Source organism: Streptomyces sp. NPDC048523 (genome assembly GCF_043199815.1).
Classification (GTDB): Bacteria; Actinomycetota; Actinomycetes; order Streptomycetales; family Streptomycetaceae; genus Streptomyces.
Genome location: NZ_JBICWQ010000002.1, coordinates 196,090 through 220,014, shown reverse-complemented (window position 1 = coordinate 220,014; position 23,925 = coordinate 196,090). Strand labels below are relative to the sequence as shown.

Below are 23,925 nucleotides of genomic sequence, written 5' to 3'. Positions count from 1 at the left end.
ACATCCGCGCCGAGGAGTCAACTGCCGTGTCGGACCCGCTGCGACCCCGCGCCTCCCTCCGTACCGCCGTGGTCTGGGAGGTCCTCCAGGACGCCCTCGACCGCCGGGTCAAGGCCACGGGTCGCCAGGCGCTGGACGTCCTCGACACCGGAGGCGGCAGCGGCAACTTCGCGGTGCCCGTCGCCCGCCTCGGCCACCAGGTCACCGTCGTCGACCCCAGCCCCAACGCGCTGTTCGCCCTGGAGCGCCGCGCCGCCGAGGCCGGTGTCGCCGACCGGGTGCGGGGCGTCCAGGGCGACGCCCACGGCCTCTTCGACGTGGCCGAGCGCGGTGGCTACGACGTGGTGCTGTGCCACGGCGTCCTGGAGCACGTGGACGACCCGGCCGAGGGCGTGCGCAACGTGGTGGCCGCCCTGCGCCCCGAGGGCGTCCTCAGCCTGCTCGCCGCCGGACTCGGCGGCGCCGTGCTGGCGCGGGCCCTCGCCGGCCACTTCAAGGAGGCCCGGCAGGCGCTCGACGACCCGAACGGCCGCTGGGGCGACGGCGACCCCGTGCCGCGCCGCTTCACCGCCGACCAGCTCACCGAGCTCGTCGAGGGCGTCGGCCTCACCGTGGGCGCCGTGCACGGTGTGCGGGTCTTCGCCGACCTCGTCCCCGGCGTGCTGGTGGACACCGAACCCGGTGCCCTGGAAGCCCTGCTGAAGCTGGAGGCGGCGGCGGCCGAACTCCCCGCCTTCCACTCCGTGGCCACCCAGCTCCATGTGCTCGGTGAGACGCGGGAGGCCGCCGAGGCCTGAGCCGCCCCCTGTGCCGGAGTGCTGATCAGGTACTTGCTGGTGCATGGAGTACGCCACAGGCCCCCCGATCGCGCCCGCAGCGCCGTATGATCGAGGGAGACCGCCCGGCATGACGGGACGGCCGCTGGGGAATGACAAGATTCAGCAGCCGGAGCGTTCATGGCGGAATCCGGTTGGCCAATTGGCGCAGAGGGGCGGGTTTCACGGGGGCGATTCCCTGCCTATCCTGAAGGGACCCCCCGAGTCGCCCCGGCGACTGCACGATGAGGAGGACTCCGTGCCGCTCTCGGAGCACGAGCAGCGCATGCTCGAGCAGATGGAGCGAGCGCTGTACGCCGAAGATCCCAAGTTCGCGTCGGCGCTCGAGGGAAGCGGGCTGCGTACGTACACCCGGCGGCGGGTCTACCAGGCGGTCGCCGGCTTCCTCGTGGGTATCGCGCTCCTCATGGCCGGTATGGTCGCCAAGCAGGTGTGGCTCAGCGTGGTGGGGTTCCTCGTCATGCTGGGGTGCGCGGTGCTCGCGGTGACCGGCTGGCGCAAGGCCCCCAAGCCGGGCGAGCAGCCCGCTGCCGGTGCCCCGCACGCCCGTCGTCAGGGACGCCAGAAGCGCTCGATGATGGACCGGATCGAGCAGCGCTGGCAGCGCCGCCGCGACGAACAGGGCGGCCAGTAGCCGGCCCCGCACACCGCGGTCGCCACGAGCCGCTCTCACAGACGTTCTGAGGGGGTGAGCACCCAGCCGGGTGCTCACCCCCTCCCGCATGTCTCCGAGCTGTCCGCCACCCATCCCCGCCCGTGCAGGCGCTCATCCCTGGCAGCACAGTGGCCCGGGCCTTAGAGAGGCCGGGGCCACCGTCGTCCGCCGCCCTGCGGGGCGGCGCTTCCAGCCTTCCTGACTCAGCCTTGCTGACCGGACGGTTTGCGCAGGGTCGGCCGGGCCGCCGCCGCGCGTGTCCTGACCCTTGCCCACCACTCCGAGACCGCCCACACCACCCTCGCGGTGGAACGCGGGGCAATCAGCGCACGCGCCCGCGTGCCCCGGCCGACCGAGCCGCGCAGTCCACCGATCACCCGGTGGACATCCTGCGCTAGGCCGGCCGTCAGCCGGGGATGCGGGGCGTAGAGCACCTGCTCCACGGCGTCCGCCACCCGGTGCACCGAGGCCGCGGCCGTCGGATCGAGATGCCCCAGCCGGACGATCCGTGCGGCCGCCTTGCGTGGCGTCTGCGAGTCGTCCGGCGGGATCCCGTGGTCCCACGCCGTGTCGGTCAGCTCCTGCCAGGCCGCCAGGGTGTGCGCGGCGGCGCCCTCGTCACTGCGGCCGTGCCCGCCCAGACGCACCGAACGGGTACGCAGCCGCCACAGCATGGGCGCCAGGGGGATCAACAGCACGCCCAGCCCGACGAGCACCCAGAACAGCAGCTTCAGATACCACCACGGGCCCTGTACGGCCCACCAGGGGCCGCCGCCGTCCGTGGCCGCCGCTGCCGCCGGGGAGGCGCTGTCGCACGCCTCCAGCTTCCGCAGCTGGGCCGAGCAGCTCTCGCTCGCCGAGGGCGAGGCCGACGGTGCCGTGGACGACCCGGCGGACGGCCGCGCCACGCCGGGGTCCACGCTGCCGGTGGCGTCCGGGATGGTGTACGACGGCACCGTGCCCCGGGTCGGGGTGGGCTCGAAGCGGGTCCATCCCACGCCCTCGAAGTACAGCTCGGGCCAGGCGTGGGCGTCCTTGAGCCCCACCGACACCGAGCCGTCCGCCTGCGGGGTGCCGGGCGCGAAGCCCACCGCGACCCGGGCCGGAATGCCCAGGGAGCGGGCCATCGCCGCCATGGCGAAGGAGAAGTGGACGCAGAAGCCCTGCTTGTCCCGCAGGAAGTTGGCGATCGCGTTGGGCCCGTCGCCGACCTCCACCTGGGTGTCGTACTCGAAGCCCCCGGTCACCGCGAAGTAGTCCTGGAGGTCGACCGCCTGCTCATAGGGGTTCTTCGCGCCCGAGGTGACCTCGCGGGCGGTCCTGCCCACCACCGCCGGCACCGAGTCGGGCAGGTCGGTGTACTCACGCTCGATGACCGGGGGAGCCGCCGGTGCCGCGGCGAGCTGCTCGGCCGTCGGCTGGACGTCCAGGCTCTTCACCTCGTACGTCAGCCCGCGCGTGTTCTGCCCGTGGTCGCCGACGAGCGCCATGCCCTCCGGTTCGTAGCGCCAGTTGCCGCGGACCTGGACGCCACTGGGCGGGTAGGGCATGGGCAGATAGCTCTGCTCGTACCAGTTCGCCGCCGAGATGCTCGTCTTGATCTCCGTGCGCCTGACGTCTGAGCCGAGGCCGATCGGGAGGGGGAAGTCCTTCGGTACGGCGCCGATGGACCGCTTGGACGGCTTCCAGGTCCGGCCGTCGAAGTCGTCCAGGGAGACGATCCGCAGATACAGGTCGGAGGTGTCGTTGCTCTGGGTCCGCACGGAGAGCACCTGGCGGTCCTCGTCCACGTTCAGGCTGTCGCGCAGTGAGAGCAGGGGGTTCACCGCGGAGATCGTGCCCCCGCTGCCGTTTCCGGCGCCCACGCCCGCCCCGGTGGCGTCCAGGAGGCCGCCGTTCATCGAGGGCAGGGTGGCCGACACCACGAGGGCGATGCCGAGGCTCGCCACGCCGATCCGCCGGCCGGTGCGCACCGGCGCGACCGGCCCGGAGTCGGCGCCCGGGGCGCGTGTCGCCCCGCCGAAGACACGGCCCCACTGCGAGAGCCGCTCGCGCCCCTCGGCCAGGAGCAGCAGCAGATAGCCGATCGCCGCGACGAGGAACCAGAACCAGTCGCCGTGGCCTTCGGACAGCCCCGCGGCGACGGAGTACAGCGCGAGCAGCGGCAGGCCCGCCGGTGCCGCACTGCGGAAGGTCACCGCGAGGGTGTCCACCACGAGCCCGACGATCAGGACACCGCCGAAGACCATCAGCTTGATGCCCTCGGACGCCAGCGGCGCCGGGATCGCGTACCGCGCGATGTCGTCGCCGCCCTGCTGCAGCAGGTCCCCGAAGTGCAGGAAGGCGCCCGGGCCGGGGATCAGCCCCAAAACGGCCCGGTCGCGGGCGAAGATCAGGGTCAGCATGAACAGTGTGGCGAGCGCCTGGGCCGCCACCGTCAGCGGACGGGCCAGCGGGATGCGCCGGGCCACCGCGCCCACGATCGTCTGCACCCCGAGCAGGAAGGCGGCCTGCACGATCCAGGTGACCGGCTCGACCAGCGGCAGCAGGGCGCACGCGGCCATCAGCGTGGCCGCCCACGCGCACAGCGCCAGTCGTGCCCGCCCGCTCATCACGATGCCTCCCCGGCCCCGGCCGTACCGACGCCCGTGCGCTCACGGTCCGCGAGCCGCCACAGCTCCTCCAGCGAGGCGCCCCGCGGCACGCCCACCGCAGTCCAGCCCGCCTCGCGCAGCATCCGCAGCCGCGCCTCGCGCTCGTCCAACGGCCCGGACACATCGGTGGGTTCCCGCACCCAGCCCTCGCTGTCGAGCACGAACGCGAGCGCGCCCCCGCTGCGCTGCCGCATCTTGGCGACCACCGTGGCCTGCTCCTCGTCGAGGTCGCCGAAGAAGGCCACCAGCAGTCCTTCGTTCCCGCGCCGCAGCACCTCGTAGGCGCGCGACAGACCGGTGTCGTCGGAGTGGTCGATCACGGCGAGGGTGTCCATCATCAGCCCGGCCGCGTCCGCGGTCCCCTGGCTCGCGCCCGCGAAGCCGTCGGCGCCCTCGCCGGGCACGGAGTTGCCGGTGTCCGTGAGCAGCCGTACCGAAAAGCCCCGCTCGAGCATGTGGACCAGGACGGAGGCGGCGCCCGAGACGGCCCACTCGAAGGCCGAGTCGGGGCCCGCGCCCGCGAAGGCGAGGCCCCGGGTGTCCAGGAGCACCGTGCAGCGGGCGCGCTGGGGCTGCTCCTCGCGGCGGACCATGAGCTCGCCGTAGCGGGCGGTGGAGCGCCAGTGCACCCGGCGCAGGTCGTCGCCGTAGCGGTAGCCGCGCGGGATCACGTCGTCCTCGCCGGCCAGGGCGAGCGAACGCTGCCGTCCGTCGCCGTACCCCTTGGCCTCACCGCTCAGCCGCACCGGCGGCAGCGGCTCCACGCGCGGGATCACGGTCAGGGTGTCGTACGTCGAGAAGGAGCGGGTCAGCTCGCACATACCGAACGGGTCGGTCAGGCGCAGCTGGAGCGGGCCCAGCGGGTAGCGGCCGCGCAGGTCGGAGCGGACCCGGTAGGAGACCTCGCGGCGGCCGCCCGGCTCGACGCGGTCGAGCACGAAGCGGGGGCGCGGACCGAGGACGTAGGGGACCCGGTCCTGGAGCATCAGCAGGCCGGTGGGCAGGCGCGAGACGTTGTCCATCCGCAGATGGACGCGGGCCTCGCTGCCGGCGGGCACGCGCGCGGGGGAGAGCCTGCGGCTGCCCGCGACGCGGTAGCGGGTGCGGTAGAGCACGGTGGCGCAGACCAGCGGCAGTACGGCCAGCAGCAGGCCGACCCGCAGCAGATCGCTCTGGCCGAGGACATAGGCGCAGATGGCCGCGGCGATACCGGCGGCGAAGAAGGAGCGGCCCCGGGTGGTCAGCCCTGTCAGTGCCGTGCGGACCCCGCCCTGGTCGCCCCGGTCGGCCTCGGGGCCGCCGGCCGAGGGCACCCCGGTGGACATCACAGGCTCCGCGGCGGCTGCTGCGGATACGCGGGCACCCCACGGCCGATCCCGAGACCGCCCTGCTGGGGAGCGGCGGGGACCGGGGTGCGCTGGAGGATCTCCTGCACGACCTGCTCCGAGGTGCGCCGGTTCAGCTGGGCCTGGGCAGTGGGCAGCAGACGGTGGGCGAGGACGGCCACGGCGAGCGCCTGGACGTCGTCCGGCAGCGCGAACTCGCGGCCGCTGAGGGCGGCGGAGGCCTTGGCGGCGCGCAGCAGGTGCAGCGTCGCGCGCGGGGAGGCCCCGAGTCTGAGGTCGGGGTGGGTGCGCGTGGCGGAGACCAGGTCGACGGCGTACCGCCGGACCGTTTCGGCGACGTGGACGCCGCGGACGGCCTCGATGAGCTTCACGATGTCGTGCGCGTGGGCCACCGGCTGGAGGTCCTCCAGAGGGCTCACCCCGCCGTGGATGTCGAGCATCTTCAGCTCGGCCTCCACGCTGGGGTAGCCCACCGAGACCCGGGCCATGAAGCGGTCGCGCTGCGCCTCGGGCAGCGGGTAGGTGCCCTCCATCTCGACCGGGTTCTGCGTGGCGACCACCATGAAGGGACTGGGCAGCTCATAGGTCTGCCCGTCGATGGTGACCTGGCGCTCCTCCATCGACTCCAGGAGCGCGGACTGGGTCTTCGGCGAGGCGCGGTTGATCTCGTCGCCGATCACGATCTGGGCGAAGATCGCGCCCGGTTTGAACTCGAAGTCCCGGCGCTGCTGGTCCCAGATGGACACGCCCGTGATGTCCGAGGGCAGCAGGTCGGGCGTGAACTGGATGCGGCGCACCGAGCAGTCGATGGACCGCGCCAGCGCCTTGGCCAGCATGGTCTTGCCGACGCCGGGGACATCCTCGATCAGAAGATGTCCCTCGGCGAGCAGCACGGTCAGTGAAAGCCGTACGACCTCGGGCTTCCCCTCGATCACGCCCTCCACCGAACTGCGTACCCGCTCCACGACGGCGGTCAGATCAGTGAGGCTCGATCGATCGTCATAGGTGGTCACCCGGCCCTCCTCGGCCCGTACGTTCCGGGCCGACGCTCATGATGCGCAACCGGCCCACCCCGAATCACGGACACCACGCGTGAAAAGTTCCGCATGACGCCACACCCGCATTCTTGCTGCCGTTACCGATTCGTGTCACTCGACTGTGGACAACTGGCCGCACTATGTCGGGTCTTGCGGTGGTTTGGGCACTCCGAGGGTCGAAATCAACAGCGAAACGACAGCTACGGCGGGCCTGGTCGGGGCCGTTCAGGCGGGGTCGATCTCGCGCAGCAGGCCCGTCTTCACGTCGAACACGAAGCCGCGCACGTCGTCGGTGTGCAGCAGGAACGGCGAGGTGCGCACCCGCTGCATGGACTGCCGTACGTCCTGGTCGACGTCCCGGAAGGCCTCCACGGCCCACGCGGGACGCTGGCCGACCTCCATCTCCAGTTCGGTGCGGAAGTCCTCGGTGATCGCCTCCAGGCCGCAGCCCGTGTGGTGGATGAGCACGACACTGCGGGTGCCGAGCTTGCGCTGGCTGATGGTGAGCGAGCGGATCACGTCGTCGGTGACCACGCCGCCCGCATTGCGGATGGTGTGGCAGTCGCCGAGCTCCAGGCCGAGCGCGGCGTGCAGGTCCAGGCGGGCGTCCATGCATGCCACGACGGCGACATGCAGGACCGGGCGGGCGTCCATCCCGGGGTCGGTGAACGCGGCGGCGTACTGCTCGTTGGCCTTCACCAGGCGATCGGTCACACGGCCGCCGTCGGATATGGCGCCTTCGGTGGGAACGGATGCGGAAGTCGTCATAACCATGACGGTACTGGTCACCGCCGTCGCGGTCCTGCCGTGAGAAGGGAAAAAGAGCGTCATCACGTCTTGGGTGTGAGGTACCCCACATGAGGAGCGGGTGCACCCGAACGGGTGTTTTCGGTCCTTTCGGAGCGTCGGATCCGCGCCGGTGCGCGACGCGCAGGCCGGTTGATTGACCGCGAGACACCGTGGACTAAAGTGACGCGAAGCGGGAGGCGAGGCCTCCCTGCTGACACTTTCCGGAGGCCCCGGCTAGCGCACGGACGGTCTCCCCACGTGCGCGGCGCGTACGTACGGCTCGGCCTCCTCCCGCTCCCGGTCGGTTGACGCTTCCGGCGCCGGCAGGCCTCCCCTTCATGAGCGGGCGGGGACCCGGCGGTGCGTACGGGCCGCGCCGGACCTGAGAGGGCCCCTTGAGCCAGAGTCGACACGTCCCGGTCATGCTCCAGCGGTGCCTGGACCTGTTGGCCCCGGCGCTCGAGCGGCCCGGGTCGGTGGTCGTCGACTGCACGCTCGGTCTCGGCGGCCACAGCGAGGCCCTGCTCCAGCGGTTCCCCGAGGCCCGGCTCGTCGCCCTCGACCGCGACAAGGAGGCCCTGCGCCTGTCCGGCGAGCGGCTCGCACCCTTCGGTGAGCGCGCCACCCTCGTCCACGCGGTCTACGACGAACTCCCGGACGTCCTCGACCGGCTCGGCATCGCGCGCGTGCAGGGCGTCCTCTTCGACCTCGGCGTCTCCTCCATGCAGCTCGACGAGGCCGACCGCGGCTTCGCCTACGCCCAGGACGCCCCGCTCGACATGCGCATGGACCAGACGACCGGCATGAGCGCCGCCGAGGTCCTCAACACCTACCCGCCGGGCGAACTCGTCCGGATCCTCAGGGCCTACGGCGAGGAGAAGCAGGCCAAGCGGATCGTGTCCGCGATCGTGCGCGAGCGCGACAAGGAGCCCTTCACGAACAGCGCGCGGCTCGTGGAGCTGATCCGGGACTCCCTGCCCCAGGCCGCCAAGCGCACCGGCGGGAACCCTGCCAAGCGCACCTTCCAGGCCCTGCGCATCGAGGTCAACGGCGAACTCTCCGTCCTGGAGCGGGCGATCCCGGCCGCGGTGAAGGCGCTCGCGGTGGGCGGCCGGATCGTCGTGCTGTCGTACCACTCGCTGGAGGACCGGCTGGTCAAGCAGGTCTTCGCGGCCGGCGCCGCCACCACCGCCCCGCCCGGGCTGCCCGTCGTCCCCGAGCAGTACCAGCCCCGGCTCAAGCTGCTCACGCGCGGTGCCGAACTTCCCACCGAGGAAGAGATCGCCGAGAACCGGCGAGCCGCACCGGCGCGGTGCAGAGGCGCCGAGCGAATCAGGGAGTCCATCGAATGATGCGTGAGGCGCGTGAGCCGCGTCGGTGGGTTGGGAAACCGGACTCACTGGAGGGTGCGTGAGCAGGAAACCCGAACTGAGGGGGAGGGCGGCTCGTCTCGCGCGTCTCCTCCCCGGCACGGCGAGCCCCGGTCAGGCGGCCCGCGCCCCCTTCGTGCTCCTCGTGGTCCTCCTTCTCGGCGGCGGCCTCATCGGGCTGCTGGTGCTGAACTCCGCGCTCAGCGAAGGCTCGTTCAAGCTCACCGACCTCCAGAAGGACACCAAGAGCCTCACCGACGAGCAACAGGCCCTGCAGCGGGACATCGACGCCTACTCCGCGCCCGACGCCCTGGTGCGCCGCGCCCGTGAACTCGGCATGGTGCCCGGCGGCGACCCGGCCTTCCTCGACCCCGACGGCACCGTCAAGGGCGTCCCGTCCGCCGCCCCCGACGCCGACCCGGTCACCTACCACATGCCGCTCGTCCTCGCCCCCGAGGTGATCGACAGCACGGCCGTCCCGACGCCGACGGCCAGCCCCACCCCGACGGAGACCGTCGTACCGGCTCCCGAGGACGTCGTACCGACACCCGAGACCGTCCCCTCGGACGTCCCGCTCCCCACGACCACGACCCCCGGCAGGTGACGGAAGTGTCCGACGACTTCGGCAGGCAACCGCCGCGCCGCCGCGTGCCCGGACCCGCACGCCCCGAGCGCTCCGCCCGCCCCGTCGGGCGATCGCGACCGGGTCCCGGCGCCCGCCCGGCCCGCCGCCCGTCGGCGCCCCGTGCGGCGGCCCCCAAGACCATCCGCCTGGGCAGCCCCCGCCCGCGGCTGCGCCTGGTCGGCCTCGCGCTGACGCTGGTGCTGGCGGCCTTCGTCGTACGACTGCTCCAGGTGCAGGCCGTCGACGCGAGCACCTATGCCGCCAAGGCCGAGCAGAACCGGTACGTCGGCTACACGCTCGCCGCCGAGCGCGGCGGGATCACCGACCGCTCCGGCGTGGCCCTCGCGACCAGCGAGGACGCGTACGACATCACGGCCGACCCCACGCTGTTCACCCGCAAGCAGCTGAAGATCGACGACGGTCCCGAGCAGGCCGCCGCCCTGCTCGCCCCGATCCTCGGGCAGGACCAGGAGACGATCCTCGACAAGCTGCGGCCCAAGGACAAGAAGCTCCGCTACGTCCTGCTCGCCCACCGGCAGACCCCGCAGGTCTGGAAGCAGATCAAGGACCTGAAGTCCGCGCTCGCCACCAAGAGCGCGACCGACCCGGGCACGGCCAACGTCCTCGGGGGCGTCCTGTCCGTGCCGACGACCAAGCGCGTGTACCCGAACGGCGATCTCGCCGCCGGGATACTGGGCTGGGTCAACGCCGACGGCAAGGGCGGCGGCGGTGTCGAGCAGCAGCTGAACTCCCTGCTGGCCGGCAAGGACGGCAAGGTCCGCTACGCCCAGTCCGGTGGCCGTCAGGTGCCCACCGTGGGCTCCACCGAGACCCCCGCGGTGCCCGGCAGCGACGTCGAGCTCACCATCGACCGCGACATCCAGTGGGCCGCCCAGCAGGCCATCACCGACCAGGTGAAGGAGTCCAAGGCGGACCGCGGCTACGTGATAGTGCAGGACACCCGGACCGGCGAGGTCCTGGCCATGGCCAACTCGCCCGGCTTCGACCCGAACGACCTGTCCAAGGCGCGTTCGGTGAACATGGGCAACGCGGCTCTCCAGGACGCCTACGAGCCCGGCTCCACCGCCAAGGTGATGTCGATGGCCGCCGTACTGGAACAGGGCGTCGCCACCCCGCTCACGCATGTGATCGTGCCCAACCGGCTGCACCGCGGTGACCGGCTCTTCAAGGACGACATCGACCACGAGACCTGGTACCTCACGCTCAACGGCGTGCTCGCCAAGTCCAGCAACATCGGCACCATCCTGGCGACCGGCCAGCTCGGCAAGAGCCAGGCGCAGGCCAACCAGGTCCTCTACTCCTACCTGCGCAAGTTCGGCCTCGGCCGCTACAGCGGGCTCGACTTCCCCGGCGAGACCCCGGGCATCCTGGCCAAGCCCGCGGACTGGTCGACCTCGCAGCAGTACACGATTCCTTTCGGCCAGGGGGTCTCCCTCAACGCCATGCAGGCCGCGTCCGTCTACTCGACGATCGCCAACGGCGGAGTCCGCGTCGAACCCACCCTCGTGCGCGGCACGAAGGGGCCCGACGGACGCTTCACACCCGCCGCGAAGCCCAAGGAGACAAGGGTCGTCAGCGCCAGGACGGCCAAGACGCTGGCCCGGATGCTGGAGTCGGTCGTGGACGACCAGGAGGGCACCGGCACCAAGGCGCGCATCCCCGGCTACCGGGTCGCGGGCAAGACGGGCACGGCCAACCGCGTGGATCCGGCCACCGGCAAGTACAAGGGCTACACCTCCTCGTTCGCCGGCTTCGCGCCCGCCGACCAGCCCCGGATCACCGTCTACTGCGCCATCCAGAACGCCACCAGCGGCAGCTACTTCGGCGGCCAGATCTGCGGACCCGTCTACAAGAAGGTCATGGAGTTCGCCCTGAAGACCCTGCAGGTCCCGCCCACGGGGGCGAAGGCCGCGAAGCTGCCCGTCTCCTACACGCCCTGATCAGCACCACCTCAGCACCTCATCAGCGCTCGGAAAGGCCACCAGGAACCACCTCGTGACGACGATCACCTCCGATTCCGGGAACCAAGGCACCCCCCGCCCCTCACTTCGCTCCGAGGCGGGTGCGCCCGGTACGCTCACCGCCGTGCCACACGCTGATCAGTCCCAAACCACCCAGAAGGGCGCACCCGTGACCTATCCGGGACCGCCCCGGCCGGTCCGGGTCTCCGCCACACCCCTCGCGGAGCTCGCCGATCAGCTGGGTATCGAACAGCCGGAGAAGACCGCGCAGGTCACGGGTATCACCCATGACTCACGTGCCGTCCGCCCCGGCGACCTGTACGCCGCCCTCCCCGGAGCCCGTCTGCACGGCGCCGACTTCGTCACCCAGGCCGCCGGCCTCGGCGCGGTCGCGGTGCTGACCGACCCGACGGGCGCCGAGCGCGCCGCCGCGACCGGGCTCCCGGTGCTCGTCGTCGACGACCCACGCGCACGCATGGGCGAACTGGCCACCACGATCTACGGCCACCCCGGCCGGGACCTGCTCCAGATCGGGATCACCGGCACCTCCGGCAAGACCACCACGGCGTACCTCGTCGAGGGCGGCCTGAAGGGGGTCAGGTCCACCGGTCTGATCGGTACCGTCGAGATGCGCATCGGTGACGAGCGCATCAAGTCCGAGCGCACCACGCCCGAGGCCACCGACCTCCAGGCCCTGTTCGCGGTCATGCGCGAGCGCGGTGTCGAGGCGGTCGCCATGGAGGTCTCCAGCCACGCGCTGGTCCTCGGCAGGGTCGACGGCTGTGTCTTCGACATCGGCGTCTTCACCAACCTCAGCCCGGAACACATGGAGTTCCACTCCGACATGGAGGACTACTTCCGGGCCAAGGCGCAGCTCTTCACGCCGAAACGCAGCCGTCTCGGCGTCGTCAACCTCGACGACGAGTACGGCCGCAGGCTCGTCAAGGAAGCCACGGTCCCGGTCGTCACCTTCTCCGCCGAGGGCCACCCCGACGCCGACTGGCGCGCCGAGGACGTCGAAGTCGGGCCCATGGACTCGACGTTCACCGTGATCGGCCCCAAGGGCGAGCGGATCGCCGCCAGGTCGCCGCTCGCGGGCCCCTTCAACGTGGCCAACAGCCTCGCCGCGATCGTCGCCCTGGCCGCGGCCGGCCTCGACCCGCAGACCGCCGCCGACGGCGTCGCCGCCGTACCGGGGGTGCCGGGCCGTCTGGAGCGCGTGGACGCCGGGCAGCCCTACCTCGCGGTCGTGGACTACGCCCACAAGACCGACGCCGTCGAGTCGGTGCTCAAGGCGCTCCGCAAGGTCACCGAGGGCAAGGTGCACGTCGTGCTCGGCTGCGGGGGCGACCGCGACAGGACCAAGCGCGGGCCCATGGGCGCGGCCGCGGCCCGCCTCGCCGACACCGCCGTACTGACCTCGGACAACCCCCGCTCCGAGGACCCGCTCGCGATCCTCGCAACCATGCTCGAGGGCGCGGCGTCCGTACCGGCACACGAGCGCGGCGAGGTCCAGGTCTTCGAGGACCGGGCCGCCGCGATCGCCGCAGCCGTCGCCCGCGCGCAGCCCGGTGACACCGTGCTCGTCGCGGGCAAGGGCCACGAGCAGGGCCAGGACATCGCCGGGGTGGTCCGTCCCTTCGACGACCGCCAGGTGCTTCGAGAAGCCATCCAGCAGACCCAGGGATGAACTTGTGATCGCCCTCTCTCTCGCCGAGATCGCCTCAGTCGTCGGCGGGCAGACTTACGACATACCGGATCCGTCGGCGCAGGTGCACGGGCCCGTCGTCATCGACTCCCGGCAGGTGAAGGACGGCGCTCTGTTCGCCGCCTTCGTGGGGGAGCGCGTCGACGGCCACGACTACGCCGACCAGGCCGTCAGGGCGGGCGCGGTGGCCGTGCTGGCCCAACGCCCCGTCGGCGTGCCCGCGATCGTCGTCGAGGACGTCCAGACGGCCCTCGGCGCCCTCGCGCGTCACGTCGTACGACGGCTCGGCGCGACCCTCGTCGCCCTCACCGGCTCGGCCGGCAAGACCAGCACCAAGGACCTGATCGCGCAGGTGCTGCGGCGCAAGGCGCCGACGGTGTTCACGCCGGGCTCGCTCAACAACGAGATCGGGCTGCCGCTCACCGCGCTCACCGCCACCGAGGAGACGAAGTTCCTCGTCCTGGAGATGGGCGCCCGCGGTATCGGCCACATCAGCTACCTCACGGATCTGACGCCCCCGAAGATCGGCCTGGTCCTGAACGTCGGCTCCGCCCACATCGGCGAGTTCGGCGGCCGCGAGCAGATCGCGCAGGCCAAGGGCGAGCTCGTGGAAGCCCTGCCGTCGGCACAGGACGGCGGCGCCGCGATTCTCAACGCCGACGATCCTCTCGTACGGGCCATGGCCTCCCGTACGAAGGCGAAGGTGATCCTTTTCGGAGAGTCCGGCGAAGCGGACGTTCGCGCCGAGAACGTGCGACTCACGGACAGCGGACAGCCCGCCTTCAGCCTTCGCACACCCTCCGGTGCAAGCGAAGTGACCATGCGCCTGTACGGTGAGCACCACGTGTCGAACGCGCTCGCCGCGGCCGCCGTCGCCCATGAGCTGGGCATGTCCGCAAGTGAGATCGCCACCGCGCTCTCCGAGGCGGGCTCCCTCTCCCGCTGGCGTATGGAGGTCACCGAGCGCCCGGACGGCGTGACCATCGTCAACGACGCCTACAACGCGAACCCCGAGTCCATGCGAGCGGCCTTGCGCGCGCTCGCGGCGATGGGCAAGGGGCGGCGGACCTGGGCGGTGCTCGGCAAGATGGCCGAGCTCGGGGACGAGGCGCTCGCCGAGCACGACGCGGTCGGACGGCTCGCCGTCCGGCTCAATGTCGGCAAGCTCGTCGCGGTCGGGGGCAGGGAAGCGTCCTGGCTGCAACTGGGCGCATATAACGAGGGTTCGTGGGGTGAGGAGTCGGTGCACGTGTCCGACGCACAGGCGGCGGTCGACCTGCTGCGCAGTGAATTGCGCCCGGGAGACGTCGTCCTCGTGAAGGCGTCCCGTTCGGTCGGCCTGGAGAGCGTCGCCCAGGCGCTGCTCGACGCCGAGGGTGAGGTTGCCGCCCGATGATGAAGCAGATCCTGTTCTCAGGAGTCATCGGTCTCTTTCTGACCCTGGTCGGCACCCCGCTGCTGATCAAGCTGCTCGCGCGCAAGGGTTACGGCCAATACATCCGGGACGACGGCCCGCGCGAGCACGCCAGCAAGCGCGGTACGCCGACGATGGGCGGTATCGCCTTCATCCTGGCGACGGTCGTCGCCTACTTCCTGTCCAAGGTCATCACCGGCTTCCCGCCCACCTATTCGGGCCTGCTGGTGCTCGGCCTGATGTGCGGCATGGGCCTGGTCGGCTTCCTCGACGACTACATCAAGATCGTCAAGCGGCGTTCGCTGGGCCTGCGGGCCAAGGCGAAGATGGCCGGCCAGCTGATCGTCGGCATCAGCTTCGCGGTGCTCGCGCTGATGTTCCCGGACGCCCGCGGCAACACCCCGGCCTCCACCAAGCTGTCGTTCATCACCGACTTCGGCTGGAAGATCGGCCCGATCCTGTTCGTGGTCTGGGCGCTGTTCATGATCCTCGCGATGTCGAACGGCGTGAACCTCACCGACGGTCTGGACGGCCTCGCCACCGGCGCCTCCGTCCTCGTCTTCGGCGCCTACACGTTCATCGGCGTCTGGCAGTTCCAGGAGTCCTGCGCCAACGCGGGCACCCTGACCAACCCGGGTGCCTGCTACGAGGTACGGGATCCCCTCGACCTCGCGGTCATCGCCTCGGCGCTGATGGGTGCCTGCCTCGGCTTCCTGTGGTGGAACACCTCGCCGGCCAAGATCTTCATGGGTGACACGGGTTCGCTCGCGCTCGGCGGTGTCCTGACCGGCCTCGCGATCCTGTCCCGCACGGAGCTCCTGGTGGCCATCATGGGCGGCCTGTTCGTCCTCATCACCATGTCGGTGGTCATCCAGGTCGGCTCCTTCAAGCTCACCGGCAAGCGCGTCTTCCGCATGGCCCCGCTCCAGCACCACTTCGAACTCAAGGGCTGGTCCGAAGTCCTCGTGGTGGTCCGTTTCTGGATCATCCAGGGCATCTGTGTGATCGTCGGCCTGGGTCTCTTCTACGCGGGATGGGCAGCAGAAAAGTGACCTCCTCGGAGCACCTCGACTGGCAGGGAAAGCACGTCACCGTCGCCGGACTCGGTGTCTCCGGCATCCCGGCGGCCAAGGCGCTGCACGCGCGCGGGGCACACGTCACGGTCGTCAACGACGGCGACGACGCACGCGCGCGTGAGCAGGCCGCGGAGTTGGAGGCGCTCGGCATCACCGTGCGTCTCGGTGACGGCGCCACCCTGCCCGAGGGCACCGACCTCGTCGTCACCGCGCCCGGCTGGAAGCCGGACAAGCCGCTCTTCACCGCGGCCCGTGAGGCCGGCCTGGAGATCTGGGGCGACGTGGAGCTCGCCTGGCGGCTGCGCGGCCCCGACGCGGCCCCCTGGCTCGCGGTCACCGGTACCAACGGCAAGACGACCACCACCCAGATGCTGGCGTCGATCCTGAAGTCCGCGGGGCTGCGCACCGCCGCCGTCGGCAACATCGGCGTCTCCCTGCTGGACGCCGTGCTCGGCGACGAGCAGTACGACGTCCTGGCCGTGGAGTTGTCGAGCTATCAGCTGCACTGGGCGCCCTCGCTGCGCGCCCACTCCGCCGCCGTGCTGAACCTGGCGCCGGACCACCTGGACTGGCACGGCTCCATGGAGGCGTACGCCGCCGACAAGGGCCGTATCTACGAGGGCAATCGGGTCGCCTGCGTCTACAACGTGGCCGACAAGGCCACCGAGGACCTGGTGCGCGAGGCGGATGTCGAGGAGGGCTGCCGGGCCATCGGCTTCACCCTCGGCTCTCCCGGCCCCTCCCAACTCGGTGTCGTCGAAGGCATCCTGGTCGACCGGGCCTTCGTCGAGGACCGGCACAAGAACGCCCAGGAGCTCGCCGAGGTCTCCGACGTCAACCCGCCGGCCCCGCACAACATCGCCAACGCCCTTGCGGCGGCGGCCCTCGCACGCGCATTCGGGGTGCCCGCACGGGCCGTACGGGACGGGCTGCGGGCCTTCACCCCGGACGCCCACCGCATCTCCCACGTGGCCGATGTGGACGGGGTCGGCTACGTCGACGACTCCAAGGCCACCAACACCCACGCGGCACAAGCCTCGTTGGCGGCCTATGAGTCGATCGTGTGGATCGCGGGCGGGCTCGCCAAGGGCGCGACCTTCGACGAGCTGGTCGCCAAGTCGGCACAGCGACTTCGCGGTGTCGTGCTCATCGGCCGGGACCGCGCCCTGATCCGTGAAGCCCTCGCGCGACACGCCCCGGAGGTACCCGTGGTGGACCTCGACCGGACCGACACTGGGGCGATGCTCGCGGCTGTCCAGGAGGCCTCCCGCCTCGCCGTCGCAGGTGACACGGTGCTGCTGGCTCCGGCCTGCGCCTCGATGGACATGTTCGCCAACTACAACAAGCGCGGTGACGCGTTCGCGGAGGCGGTTCGCGAACTCGGCGCCTGACCGACGTAGCGGAGGCGTTGATGCCCAGTAGCCGGACCGGCAGGCCCCCCGTGCAGCGGGCGTCCCGGCGCCCCGCCGTCCCCCGGCAGGCGCGCGAGAACCCCGTACAACAGCTCTACACGCGTGCGCGAAAGGCCTGGGACCGGCCGCTGACCGCCTACTACCTGATCCTCGGTGGCAGCCTGCTGATCACCGTGCTCGGTCTGGTGATGGTGTACTCGGCCTCCCAGATCACCGCCCTGCAGATGTCGTTGCCGGGCTCCTTCTTCTTCCGCAAGCAGTTCCTGGCCGCCGTCATCGGCACCGTACTCCTGCTGATCGCCTCCCGGATGCCGGTCAGGCTGCACCGGGCGCTGGCCTATCCGATCCTGGCGGGCGCGGTCTTCCTGATGGCCCTGGTACAGGTGCCGGGGATAGGGATGTCGGTCAACGGCAACCAGAACTGGATCTCGCTCGGCGGCTCCTTCCAGATCCAGCCCAGCGAGTTCGGCAAGCTCGCCCTCGTGCTGTGGGCGTCCGACCTGCTCGCCCGCAAGCAGGACAAGAAACTGCTGACCCAGTGGAAGCACATGCTGGTGCCGCTCGTCCCGGTCGCCTTCCTGCTGCTCGGGCTGATCATGCTCGGTGGCGACATGGGTACGGCGATCATCCTGACCGCGATCCTGTTCGGCCTGCTGTGGCTCGCGGGGGCCCCGACCCGGCTGTTCGTCGGGGTGCTGTCGATCGCCGGGCTGATCGGCATGATCCTCATCAAGACCAGCCCCAACCGCATGGCCCGGCTCGCCTGCATCGGCGCCACCGAGCCCAAGTCGGGAGCCGCCGACTGCTGGCAGGCCGTGCACGGCATCTACGCTCTCGCCTCTGGCGGAATCTTTGGCTCCGGGCTCGGTGCGAGTGTGGAAAAATGGGGCCAACTCCCCGAAGCCCACACCGACTTCATCTTCGCCGTCACCGGTGAGGAACTGGGCCTCGCGGGGACGCTGTCGGTACTCGCTCTCTTCGCGGCTCTAGGCTATGCGGGTATCCGCGTGGCCGGACGCACGGAGGACCCCTTCGTGAGGTATGCCGCGGGAGGTGTGACCACCTGGATCACCGCTCAGGCGGTGATCAACATCGGTGCGGTGCTCGGTCTGCTGCCGATCGCCGGCGTCCCGCTCCCGCTGTTCTCCTACGGAGGGTCCGCCCTGCTTCCGACCATGTTCGCCATCGGGCTGCTGATCGCGTTCGCGCGTGACGATCCCGCTGCGCGGATGGCGCTTTCGATGCGGCAACCCCGCTTTGGTAGAAAGCGGGCGGGAGGCGCCGTGCCGGCACGGGGTCCTCGGAGATGGAACACGATGCGACGGCGCGCCTCCTCGGCGCGTTCGTCCGGAGAGCGGTGAATTTCGGTGCATGTCGTACTCGCCGGTGGGGGGACCGCCGGCCACATCGAGCCCGCGCTCGCCCTCGCGGACGCCCTGCGCAGGCAGGACCCGACCGTGGGGATCACGGCCCTGGGCACGGAACGGGGCCTGGAGACCAAGCTCGTCCCACAGCGCGGCTACGAGCTCGCGCTCATCCCGGCCGTCCCGCTGCCCCGTAAGCCGACCCCGGAGCTGATCACCGTGCCGGGCCGGCTGCGCGGCACGATCAAGGCCACCGAGCAGATCCTGGAGCGCACCAAGGCCGACGCCGTCGTCGGCTTCGGCGGCTATGTGGCGCTGCCCGGCTATCTCGCCGCCAAGCGGCTCGGCGTCCCGATCGTGGTCCACGAGGCCAACGCCCGCCCCGGCCTCGCCAACAAGATCGGCTCCCGGTACGCCGCCCAGGTCGCCGTGGCCACGCCGGACAGCAAGCTGCGCAACTCCCGCTACATCGGCATCCCGCTGCGCCACACCATCGCCACCCTGGACCGGGCCGCCGTCCGCCCCGAGGCCCGGCACATGTTCGGCCTCGACCCGAACCTGCCGACGCTGCTGGTCTCCGGCGGCTCGCAGGGCGCCCGGCGCCTCAACGAGGTCGTCCAGCAGGTCGCGCCCTGGCTCCAGCAGGCCGGAATCCAGATCTTGCACGCGGTCGGTCCGAAGAACGAACTGCCGCATGTACAGCAGATGCCGGGAATGCCCCCCTACATCCCGGTAAGTTACCTGGACCGGATGGACCTCGCGTACGCCGCGGCCGACATGATGCTGTGCCGCGCGGGCGCGATGACCGTCGCCGAACTCTCCGCCGTCGGGCTCCCGGCCGCCTACGTCCCGCTGCCCATCGGCAACGGCGAACAGCGGCTGAACGCCCAGCCGGTGGTCAAGGCCGGCGGCGGACTGCTGGTCGACGACGCGGAACTGACGCCCGACTGGGTGCGGGGCAACGTCCTGCCCGTGCTCGCCGACCCGCACCGGTTGTACGAGATGTCCCGCGCCGCCGCCGAGTTCGGCCGTCGGGACGCCGACGAGCTGCTCGTCGCCATGGTGTACGAGGCGATCGCCTCACACCGACGCCAGTAGCCAGGAAGAGGGAGTGCGCGTGGCCGGATCGACGACCGCCGAGCGCGGTGAACGCCAGCAGGAGTCGTCCGGCCCGCCTCCCGCCCGGCGGTTGAGGGTGCGTCGGCTTCGTACGATCATCATCCTCGCCGTGGCGCTCGCGCTTCTCTCCGCGGGCGCCGTCTGGCTGTTGTACGGATCCCAGTGGCTCCGTGTCGAACGTGTGTCGGTCACGGGAACCCTGGTGCTGACTCCGGAACAGGTCCGTGAGGCCGCCGACGTTCCGCTCGGCTCGCCGCTGATTTCCGTCGACACCGATGCGATTGAGGCGCGACTGCGCCGGAAATTGCCCCGAATTGACTCAGTTGATGTCGCTCGCTCCTGGCCCCACGGAATCGGGCTGAAAGTGACTGAGCGTACTCCGGTTCTGCTTGTCCAAAAGGGCGGAAACTTTGTCGAAGTGGACGATGAAGGTGTCCGATTCGCCACGGTTTCCGTAGCCCCGAAAGGCGTCCCCGCACTGGAATTGGCGCTCTCCCGGCCGGACTCCCGTGCCGCGAGCCTGCGTCGCTTCGGGGAGGGCCGACTGGTACGGGAAGCGGTGCGCGTGGCGGGTGACATTCCGGTCGACGTCGCGCGCGCGACCCGTTCCGTCAAGGTGCGTTCGTATGACGACATCTCGCTGGAGTTGAGGGGCGGTCGTACCGTCGCCTGGGGAAGCGGCGAGAAGGGTGCCGCGAAGGCCCGTACGCTCAGCGCTCTCATGAAAGCCGCCCCGGATGCCCGGCACTTCGACGTCAGCGTTCCCACGGCCCCTGCGTCATCGGGGAGTTGACGCACATCAGCGCAGGCCAGCACCCTGGTTGGGCACTGCTACGGCTGATCACATAGGGTGAAAAGAAAAACGGGAGGTTCGGCGTGTTCGTTGAACGTGCGCCACTTGTCGACTTAGTGTCCTGTTCAGAAGACTCCAGGGAACAGACACACTGGTAACCCTAAACTTCAGCGTTAGGGTTCGGGTCGGCGCTACGGACCGTCCCATTCGGCATCAGTCGACGGATCGCGAGGCAGCAGTGCTTCGTCGGTTCGGCGACACGTAACTCGAGGCGAGAGGCCTTCGACGTGGCAGCACCGCAGAACTACCTCGCAGTCATCAAAGTCATCGGTGTCGGCGGCGGTGGTGTCAATGCCATCAACCGGATGATCGAGGTCGGTCTCAAGGGCGTCGAGTTCATCGCCATCAACACCGACGCGCAGGCGCTGTTGATGAGCGACGCCGACGTCAAACTCGACGTCGGCCGCGAACTCACCCGCGGACTCGGCGCCGGAGCCAACCCGGCCGTGGGCCGCAAGGCCGCCGAGGACCACCGCGAGGAGATCGAGGAGGTCCTCAAGGGGGCCGACATGGTCTTCGTGACGGCCGGTGAAGGCGGCGGCACCGGCACCGGCGGCGCGCCCGTCGTGGCGAACATCGCCCGCACTCTGGGCGCCCTCACCATCGGCGTGGTCACCCGCCCCTTCACCTTCGAGGGCCGGCGCCGCGCCAACCAGGCCGAGGACGGCATCGCGGAACTCCGCGAAGAGGTCGACACCCTCATCGTCATCCCCAACGACCGGCTGCTGTCCATCTCGGACCGCCAGGTCTCGGTCCTCGACGCCTTCAAGTCGGCCGACCAGGTCCTGCTCTCCGGTGTCCAGGGCATCACCGACCTCATCACCACGCCCGGCCTGATCAACCTCGACTTCGCCGACGTCAAGTCGGTCATGTCCGAGGCCGGTTCGGCGCTCATGGGCATCGGCTCGGCCCGCGGCGACGACCGCGCGGTGGCCGCCGCCGAGATGGCGATCTCCTCGCCACTGCTCGAGGCGTCCATCGACGGCGCCCGGGGCGTGCTGCTCTCCATCTCCGGCGGCAGCGACCTCGGCCTGTTCGAGATCAACGAAGCGGCCCAGCTGGTCAGCGAGGCCGCCCACCCCGAGGCGAACATCATTTTCGGCGCGGTCATCGACGACGCCCTCGGCGACGAGGTCCGCGTCACCGTGATCGCCGCAGGTTTCGACGGGGGCCAGCCGCCCGCCCGCCGCGAGACGGTCATGGGTTCCTCCTCGGCCCCGTCCCGCCGCGAGGAGCCCACTCCGGTACGGCAGACCGAGAGCCGTCCGTCCTTCGGCTCGCTCGGCAGCGTCACGCCGAAGGAGGACCCGGAGCCCGCGCCCGAGCCGGCCGCCGACCTCCCGGTCGCGCCGCCCGTCCCGCCGTCCCGGAGCTACTCGGACAGCGCGGCCGAGGAGCTGGACGTGCCGGACTTCCTGAAGTGATAGGACAGCGCGAGAGCGTGAGCGGCGCGCACTTCGCCTTCACCGACCGGTGGGGCGGGGTGAGCGCCGCTCCGTATGAGGAGCTCAACCTCGGCGGGGCGGTCGGCGACGACCCCGAAGCCGTGGGGACCAACCGCGAACTGGCCGCCAAGTCGCTCGGTCTCGATCCGGCCCGGGTGGTCTGGATGAACCAGGTGCACGGGGCGGACGTCGTGGTGGTCTCGGAGCCGTGGGGCGAGAAGCCGGTGCCCCGGGTCGACGCGGTCGTCACCGCCGAACGCGGTCTCGCCCTCGCCGTCCTCACCGCCGACTGCACCCCGGTGCTGCTTGCCGACCCGGTCGCCGGGATCGCCGCGGCGGCCCACGCCGGCCGGCCCGGCATGATCGCCGGAGTCGTCCCGGCCGCGCTACGCGCGATGACCGAACTCGGCGCCGATCCCGCCCGGATCGTCGCCCGCACCGGACCCGCCGTCTGCGGCAGGTGCTACGAAGTGCCCGAGGAGATGCGCGCCGACGTCGCCGCCGTCGAACCCGCGGTGCACTCCGAAACGAGTTGGGGCACTCCCGCGGTCGACGTGACCGCCGGAGTGCACGCGCAACTCGACCGGCTCGGGGTGCGCGACCGGCAGCAGTCGCCGGTGTGCACGCTGGAGTCGGGCGACCACTTCTCGTATCGTCGCGATCGCACCACGGGGCGACTCGCGGGATATGTCTGGCTGGACTGATGGGGCATGACGGACCGTAAGGACGAACTCGCCGCGAATCTGGCGAAGGTGGAGGCGCGCATCGCCGCCGCGTGTGCGGCCGCCGGGCGCAGGCGGGAAGAGGTGACCCTCATCGTGGTCACCAAGACCTACCCCGCGAGCGATGTGCGGATCCTCTCCGAGCTCGGTGTGCGCCACGTCGCCGAGAACAAGGACCAGGACGCGGCACCCAAGGCCGCCGAATGCTCGGATCTGCCCCTTACTTGGCACTTTGTTGGCCAGTTGCAGACCAACAAAGTGCGATCTGTGGTGGGTTACGCGGATCTCGTGCAGTCCGTCGATCGTTCGAAGTTGGTGACGGCTCTCTCCAGGGAGGTCGTGAAGGCCGAGCGCGAGGTGGGCTGCCTGATCCAGGTCGCCCTCGACGCCGGTTCGAGCGAGCGAGGGGAGCGGGGTGGTGTGGCGCCGGGCGGAATCGAGGAGTTGGCCGGTCTCGTGGTCGGGGCGCCGGGGTTGCGGCTCGACGGGTTGATGACGGTCGCCCCGCTCACCGGGGAGTACGCGGGACGCGAACAGGCGGCGTTCGAGCGGTTGATGGATTTGTCGACCGACCTGCGCAGAGCCCATCCGGCTGCCAACATGGTCTCCGCAGGGATGAGTGCGGACCTCGAACAGGCCGTGGCAGCAGGAGCGACACATGTGCGCGTCGGCACCGCGGTACTCGGAGTCCGCCCCAGGCTCGGGTAACGTCGCCAGGAAGTCGGACCACAGCAGAAAATATGGTCATTACCGCCAAAGGCGGTCATAACGACCTCGTGGATCGCGGGCACTTGGCAGTCGTCAGCCGATCCACCACAGAGCGGAGGACTCAGAGAATGGCCGGCGCGATGCGCAAGATGGCGGTCTACCTCGGCCTCGTGGAGGACGATGGGTACGACGGCCGCGGTTTCGACCCCGATGACGACTTCGAACCGGAACTCGATCCGGAGCCCGAGCGAGACCGTCGACGGCATGAGCCGTCTCACCAGTCACATCAGGCACTTCAGCCTGAAAGGGACGAATCGGTCAGAGTTGTGCAGTCCTCGGCGCCGCGCGACCCGGTGCCCCGATCCTCTTCGCTCGCCGCGGAATCGGTGCGTCCGGCGCGCATCGCGCCCGTGGCATCCATCACACAAGAGCGCGCAAGCCTGGAGAAGAACGCACCGGTGATCATGCCCAAGGTCGTGTCGGAACGAGAGCCTTACCGGATCACCACACTTCACCCCCGGACCTACAACGAGGCCCGTACCATCGGGGAACACTTCCGTGAGGGCACCCCGGTGATCATGAATCTGACTGAGATGGATGACACAGACGCCAAGCGACTTGTCGACTTTGCGGCCGGTTTGGTGTTTGGTCTTCACGGCAGCATCGAGCGGGTGACGCAGAAGGTGTTCCTGTTGTCGCCTGCTAACGTCGATGTCACGGCGGAGGACAAGGCCCGCATCGCAGAGGGCGGATTCTTCAACCAGAGCTGAGAAGCAGCAACCGGAACGAAGTACGAACAGGGGAGAGGGA

Annotated in this window: 20 protein-coding genes; 16 read left to right on the top strand and 4 right to left on the bottom strand. The window is 70.5% G+C overall.

Annotated features, from left to right (window positions below):
• Positions 1–26: 26 nt before the first annotated feature.
• Together ACGFWE_RS09930 and ACGFWE_RS09925 are read left to right on the top strand one after the other, a co-directional pair.
• Positions 27–797, top strand: a complete 771-nt coding sequence (locus ACGFWE_RS09930) for a methyltransferase (protein WP_393599186.1) — start codon at positions 27–29, stop codon at positions 795–797.
• A gap of 277 nt (positions 798–1,074) precedes the next feature.
• Positions 1,075–1,470 (top strand): DUF3040 domain-containing protein, encoded by a 396-nt coding sequence (locus tag ACGFWE_RS09925; RefSeq protein ID WP_057618523.1) that lies wholly within the window; start codon positions 1,075–1,077, stop codon positions 1,468–1,470.
• 224 nt (positions 1,471–1,694) lie between these two features.
• Here ACGFWE_RS09925 and ACGFWE_RS09920 read toward each other — a convergent pair whose 3' ends face one another.
• From ACGFWE_RS09920 to ACGFWE_RS09905, 4 genes are all read right to left on the bottom strand, one after another.
• Positions 1,695–4,103 carry a DUF3488 and DUF4129 domain-containing transglutaminase family protein gene (locus ACGFWE_RS09920; protein ID WP_393599184.1) on the bottom strand — a complete coding sequence of 803 codons (2,409 nt, stop codon included), beginning with the start codon at positions 4,101–4,103 and terminating at the stop codon, positions 1,695–1,697.
• Complete coding sequence (locus tag ACGFWE_RS09915; RefSeq protein ID WP_393599182.1) at positions 4,103–5,470, bottom strand: DUF58 domain-containing protein; 1,368 nt, start codon at positions 5,468–5,470, stop codon at positions 4,103–4,105. The genes ACGFWE_RS09920 and ACGFWE_RS09915 overlap by 1 nt, the downstream gene beginning before the upstream one ends.
• A complete protein-coding gene (locus ACGFWE_RS09910) occupies positions 5,470–6,504 on the bottom strand; it encodes an AAA family ATPase (RefSeq protein WP_393599180.1) in 1,035 nt (344 codons plus the stop codon). Before ACGFWE_RS09910 ends, ACGFWE_RS09915 begins: the two co-directional genes overlap by 1 nt.
• Before the next feature lie 249 nt (positions 6,505–6,753).
• Positions 6,754–7,359: a beta-class carbonic anhydrase gene (locus ACGFWE_RS09905; protein ID WP_393599178.1), complete on the bottom strand. Its 606-nt coding sequence runs from the start codon at positions 7,357–7,359 to the stop codon at positions 6,754–6,756.
• Positions 7,360–7,712: 353 nt separating this feature from the next.
• Between ACGFWE_RS09905 and rsmH the strand changes: the two genes are divergently transcribed.
• The 14 genes from rsmH to ACGFWE_RS09835 all read left to right on the top strand — a co-directional run bounded on the left by rsmH (position 7,713) and on the right by ACGFWE_RS09835 (position 23,885).
• Complete coding sequence (gene rsmH, locus ACGFWE_RS09900; RefSeq protein ID WP_352382894.1) at positions 7,713–8,669, top strand: 16S rRNA (cytosine(1402)-N(4))-methyltransferase RsmH; 957 nt, start codon at positions 7,713–7,715, stop codon at positions 8,667–8,669.
• Between the two features lie 58 nt (positions 8,670–8,727).
• Entirely contained in the window at positions 8,728–9,291 is a 564-nt protein-coding gene (locus tag ACGFWE_RS09895; RefSeq protein WP_352382893.1) for a hypothetical protein, read from the top strand.
• A 5-nt stretch (positions 9,292–9,296) separates the two neighbouring features.
• Positions 9,297–11,273, top strand: coding sequence for a penicillin-binding transpeptidase domain-containing protein (locus ACGFWE_RS09890; protein ID WP_393599175.1), 1,977 nt, complete (start codon positions 9,297–9,299; stop codon positions 11,271–11,273).
• A gap of 190 nt (positions 11,274–11,463) precedes the next feature.
• The gene (locus tag ACGFWE_RS09885; protein ID WP_393600185.1) at positions 11,464–12,984 is read left to right on the top strand and encodes a UDP-N-acetylmuramoyl-L-alanyl-D-glutamate--2,6-diaminopimelate ligase; all 1,521 of its coding nucleotides are present in this window, start codon (positions 11,464–11,466) and stop codon (positions 12,982–12,984) included.
• 4 nt (positions 12,985–12,988) lie between these two features.
• Positions 12,989–14,398 carry a UDP-N-acetylmuramoyl-tripeptide--D-alanyl-D-alanine ligase gene (gene murF / locus ACGFWE_RS09880; RefSeq protein ID WP_352382890.1) on the top strand — a complete coding sequence of 470 codons (1,410 nt, stop codon included), beginning with the start codon at positions 12,989–12,991 and terminating at the stop codon, positions 14,396–14,398.
• The gene (gene mraY / locus ACGFWE_RS09875; RefSeq protein ID WP_352382888.1) at positions 14,395–15,468 is read left to right on the top strand and encodes a phospho-N-acetylmuramoyl-pentapeptide-transferase; all 1,074 of its coding nucleotides are present in this window, start codon (positions 14,395–14,397) and stop codon (positions 15,466–15,468) included. The genes murF and mraY overlap by 4 nt, the downstream gene beginning before the upstream one ends.
• Positions 15,450–16,883: a UDP-N-acetylmuramoyl-L-alanine--D-glutamate ligase gene (gene murD / locus ACGFWE_RS09870; protein WP_393599174.1), complete on the top strand. Its 1,434-nt coding sequence runs from the start codon at positions 15,450–15,452 to the stop codon at positions 16,881–16,883. The genes mraY and murD overlap by 19 nt, the downstream gene beginning before the upstream one ends.
• A gap of 20 nt (positions 16,884–16,903) precedes the next feature.
• Positions 16,904–18,265: a putative lipid II flippase FtsW gene (gene ftsW / locus ACGFWE_RS09865; protein WP_352382884.1), complete on the top strand. Its 1,362-nt coding sequence runs from the start codon at positions 16,904–16,906 to the stop codon at positions 18,263–18,265.
• A 6-nt stretch (positions 18,266–18,271) separates the two neighbouring features.
• Entirely contained in the window at positions 18,272–19,366 is a 1,095-nt protein-coding gene (gene murG, locus ACGFWE_RS09860; RefSeq protein WP_352382882.1) for an undecaprenyldiphospho-muramoylpentapeptide beta-N-acetylglucosaminyltransferase, read from the top strand.
• Positions 19,367–19,385: 19 nt separating this feature from the next.
• Entirely contained in the window at positions 19,386–20,180 is a 795-nt protein-coding gene (locus ACGFWE_RS09855; RefSeq protein WP_393599171.1) for a cell division protein FtsQ/DivIB, read from the top strand.
• A 287-nt stretch (positions 20,181–20,467) separates the two neighbouring features.
• Positions 20,468–21,664 carry a cell division protein FtsZ gene (gene ftsZ / locus ACGFWE_RS09850; protein ID WP_352382878.1) on the top strand — a complete coding sequence of 399 codons (1,197 nt, stop codon included), beginning with the start codon at positions 20,468–20,470 and terminating at the stop codon, positions 21,662–21,664.
• A complete protein-coding gene (gene pgeF, locus ACGFWE_RS09845; RefSeq protein ID WP_393599169.1) occupies positions 21,661–22,389 on the top strand; it encodes a peptidoglycan editing factor PgeF in 729 nt (242 codons plus the stop codon). Before ftsZ ends, pgeF begins: the two co-directional genes overlap by 4 nt.
• A 6-nt stretch (positions 22,390–22,395) precedes the next feature.
• On the top strand, positions 22,396–23,115 hold the full coding sequence (locus tag ACGFWE_RS09840) for a YggS family pyridoxal phosphate-dependent enzyme (RefSeq protein ID WP_393599167.1): 720 nt from the start codon (positions 22,396–22,398) through the stop codon (positions 23,113–23,115).
• Positions 23,116–23,243: 128 nt separating this feature from the next.
• A complete protein-coding gene (locus ACGFWE_RS09835; protein WP_280852025.1) occupies positions 23,244–23,885 on the top strand; it encodes a cell division protein SepF in 642 nt (213 codons plus the stop codon).
• The last annotated feature ends 40 nt before the right edge of the window (positions 23,886–23,925 follow it).

What these genes read in the sequence shown, in the direction of transcription:
- ACGFWE_RS09905 (WP_393599178.1), bottom strand. Translation starts at nt 7,359, where the DNA reads ATGACGCTCTTTTTCCCTTCTCACGGCAGGACCGCGACGGCGGTGACC.
- mraY (WP_352382888.1), top strand. Translation starts at nt 14,395, where the DNA reads ATGATGAAGCAGATCCTGTTCTCAGGAGTCATCGGTCTCTTTCTGACC.
- ftsW (WP_352382884.1), top strand. Translation starts at nt 16,904, where the DNA reads ATGCCCAGTAGCCGGACCGGCAGGCCCCCCGTGCAGCGGGCGTCCCGG.
- ACGFWE_RS09920 (WP_393599184.1), bottom strand. Translation starts at nt 4,103, where the DNA reads ATGAGCGGGCGGGCACGACTGGCGCTGTGCGCGTGGGCGGCCACGCTG.
- ACGFWE_RS09840 (WP_393599167.1), top strand. Translation starts at nt 22,396, where the DNA reads ATGACGGACCGTAAGGACGAACTCGCCGCGAATCTGGCGAAGGTGGAG.
- ACGFWE_RS09915 (WP_393599182.1), bottom strand. Translation starts at nt 5,470, where the DNA reads ATGTCCACCGGGGTGCCCTCGGCCGGCGGCCCCGAGGCCGACCGGGGC.
- ACGFWE_RS09835 (WP_280852025.1), top strand. Translation starts at nt 23,244, where the DNA reads ATGGCCGGCGCGATGCGCAAGATGGCGGTCTACCTCGGCCTCGTGGAG.
- murD (WP_393599174.1), top strand. Translation starts at nt 15,450, where the DNA reads ATGGGCAGCAGAAAAGTGACCTCCTCGGAGCACCTCGACTGGCAGGGA.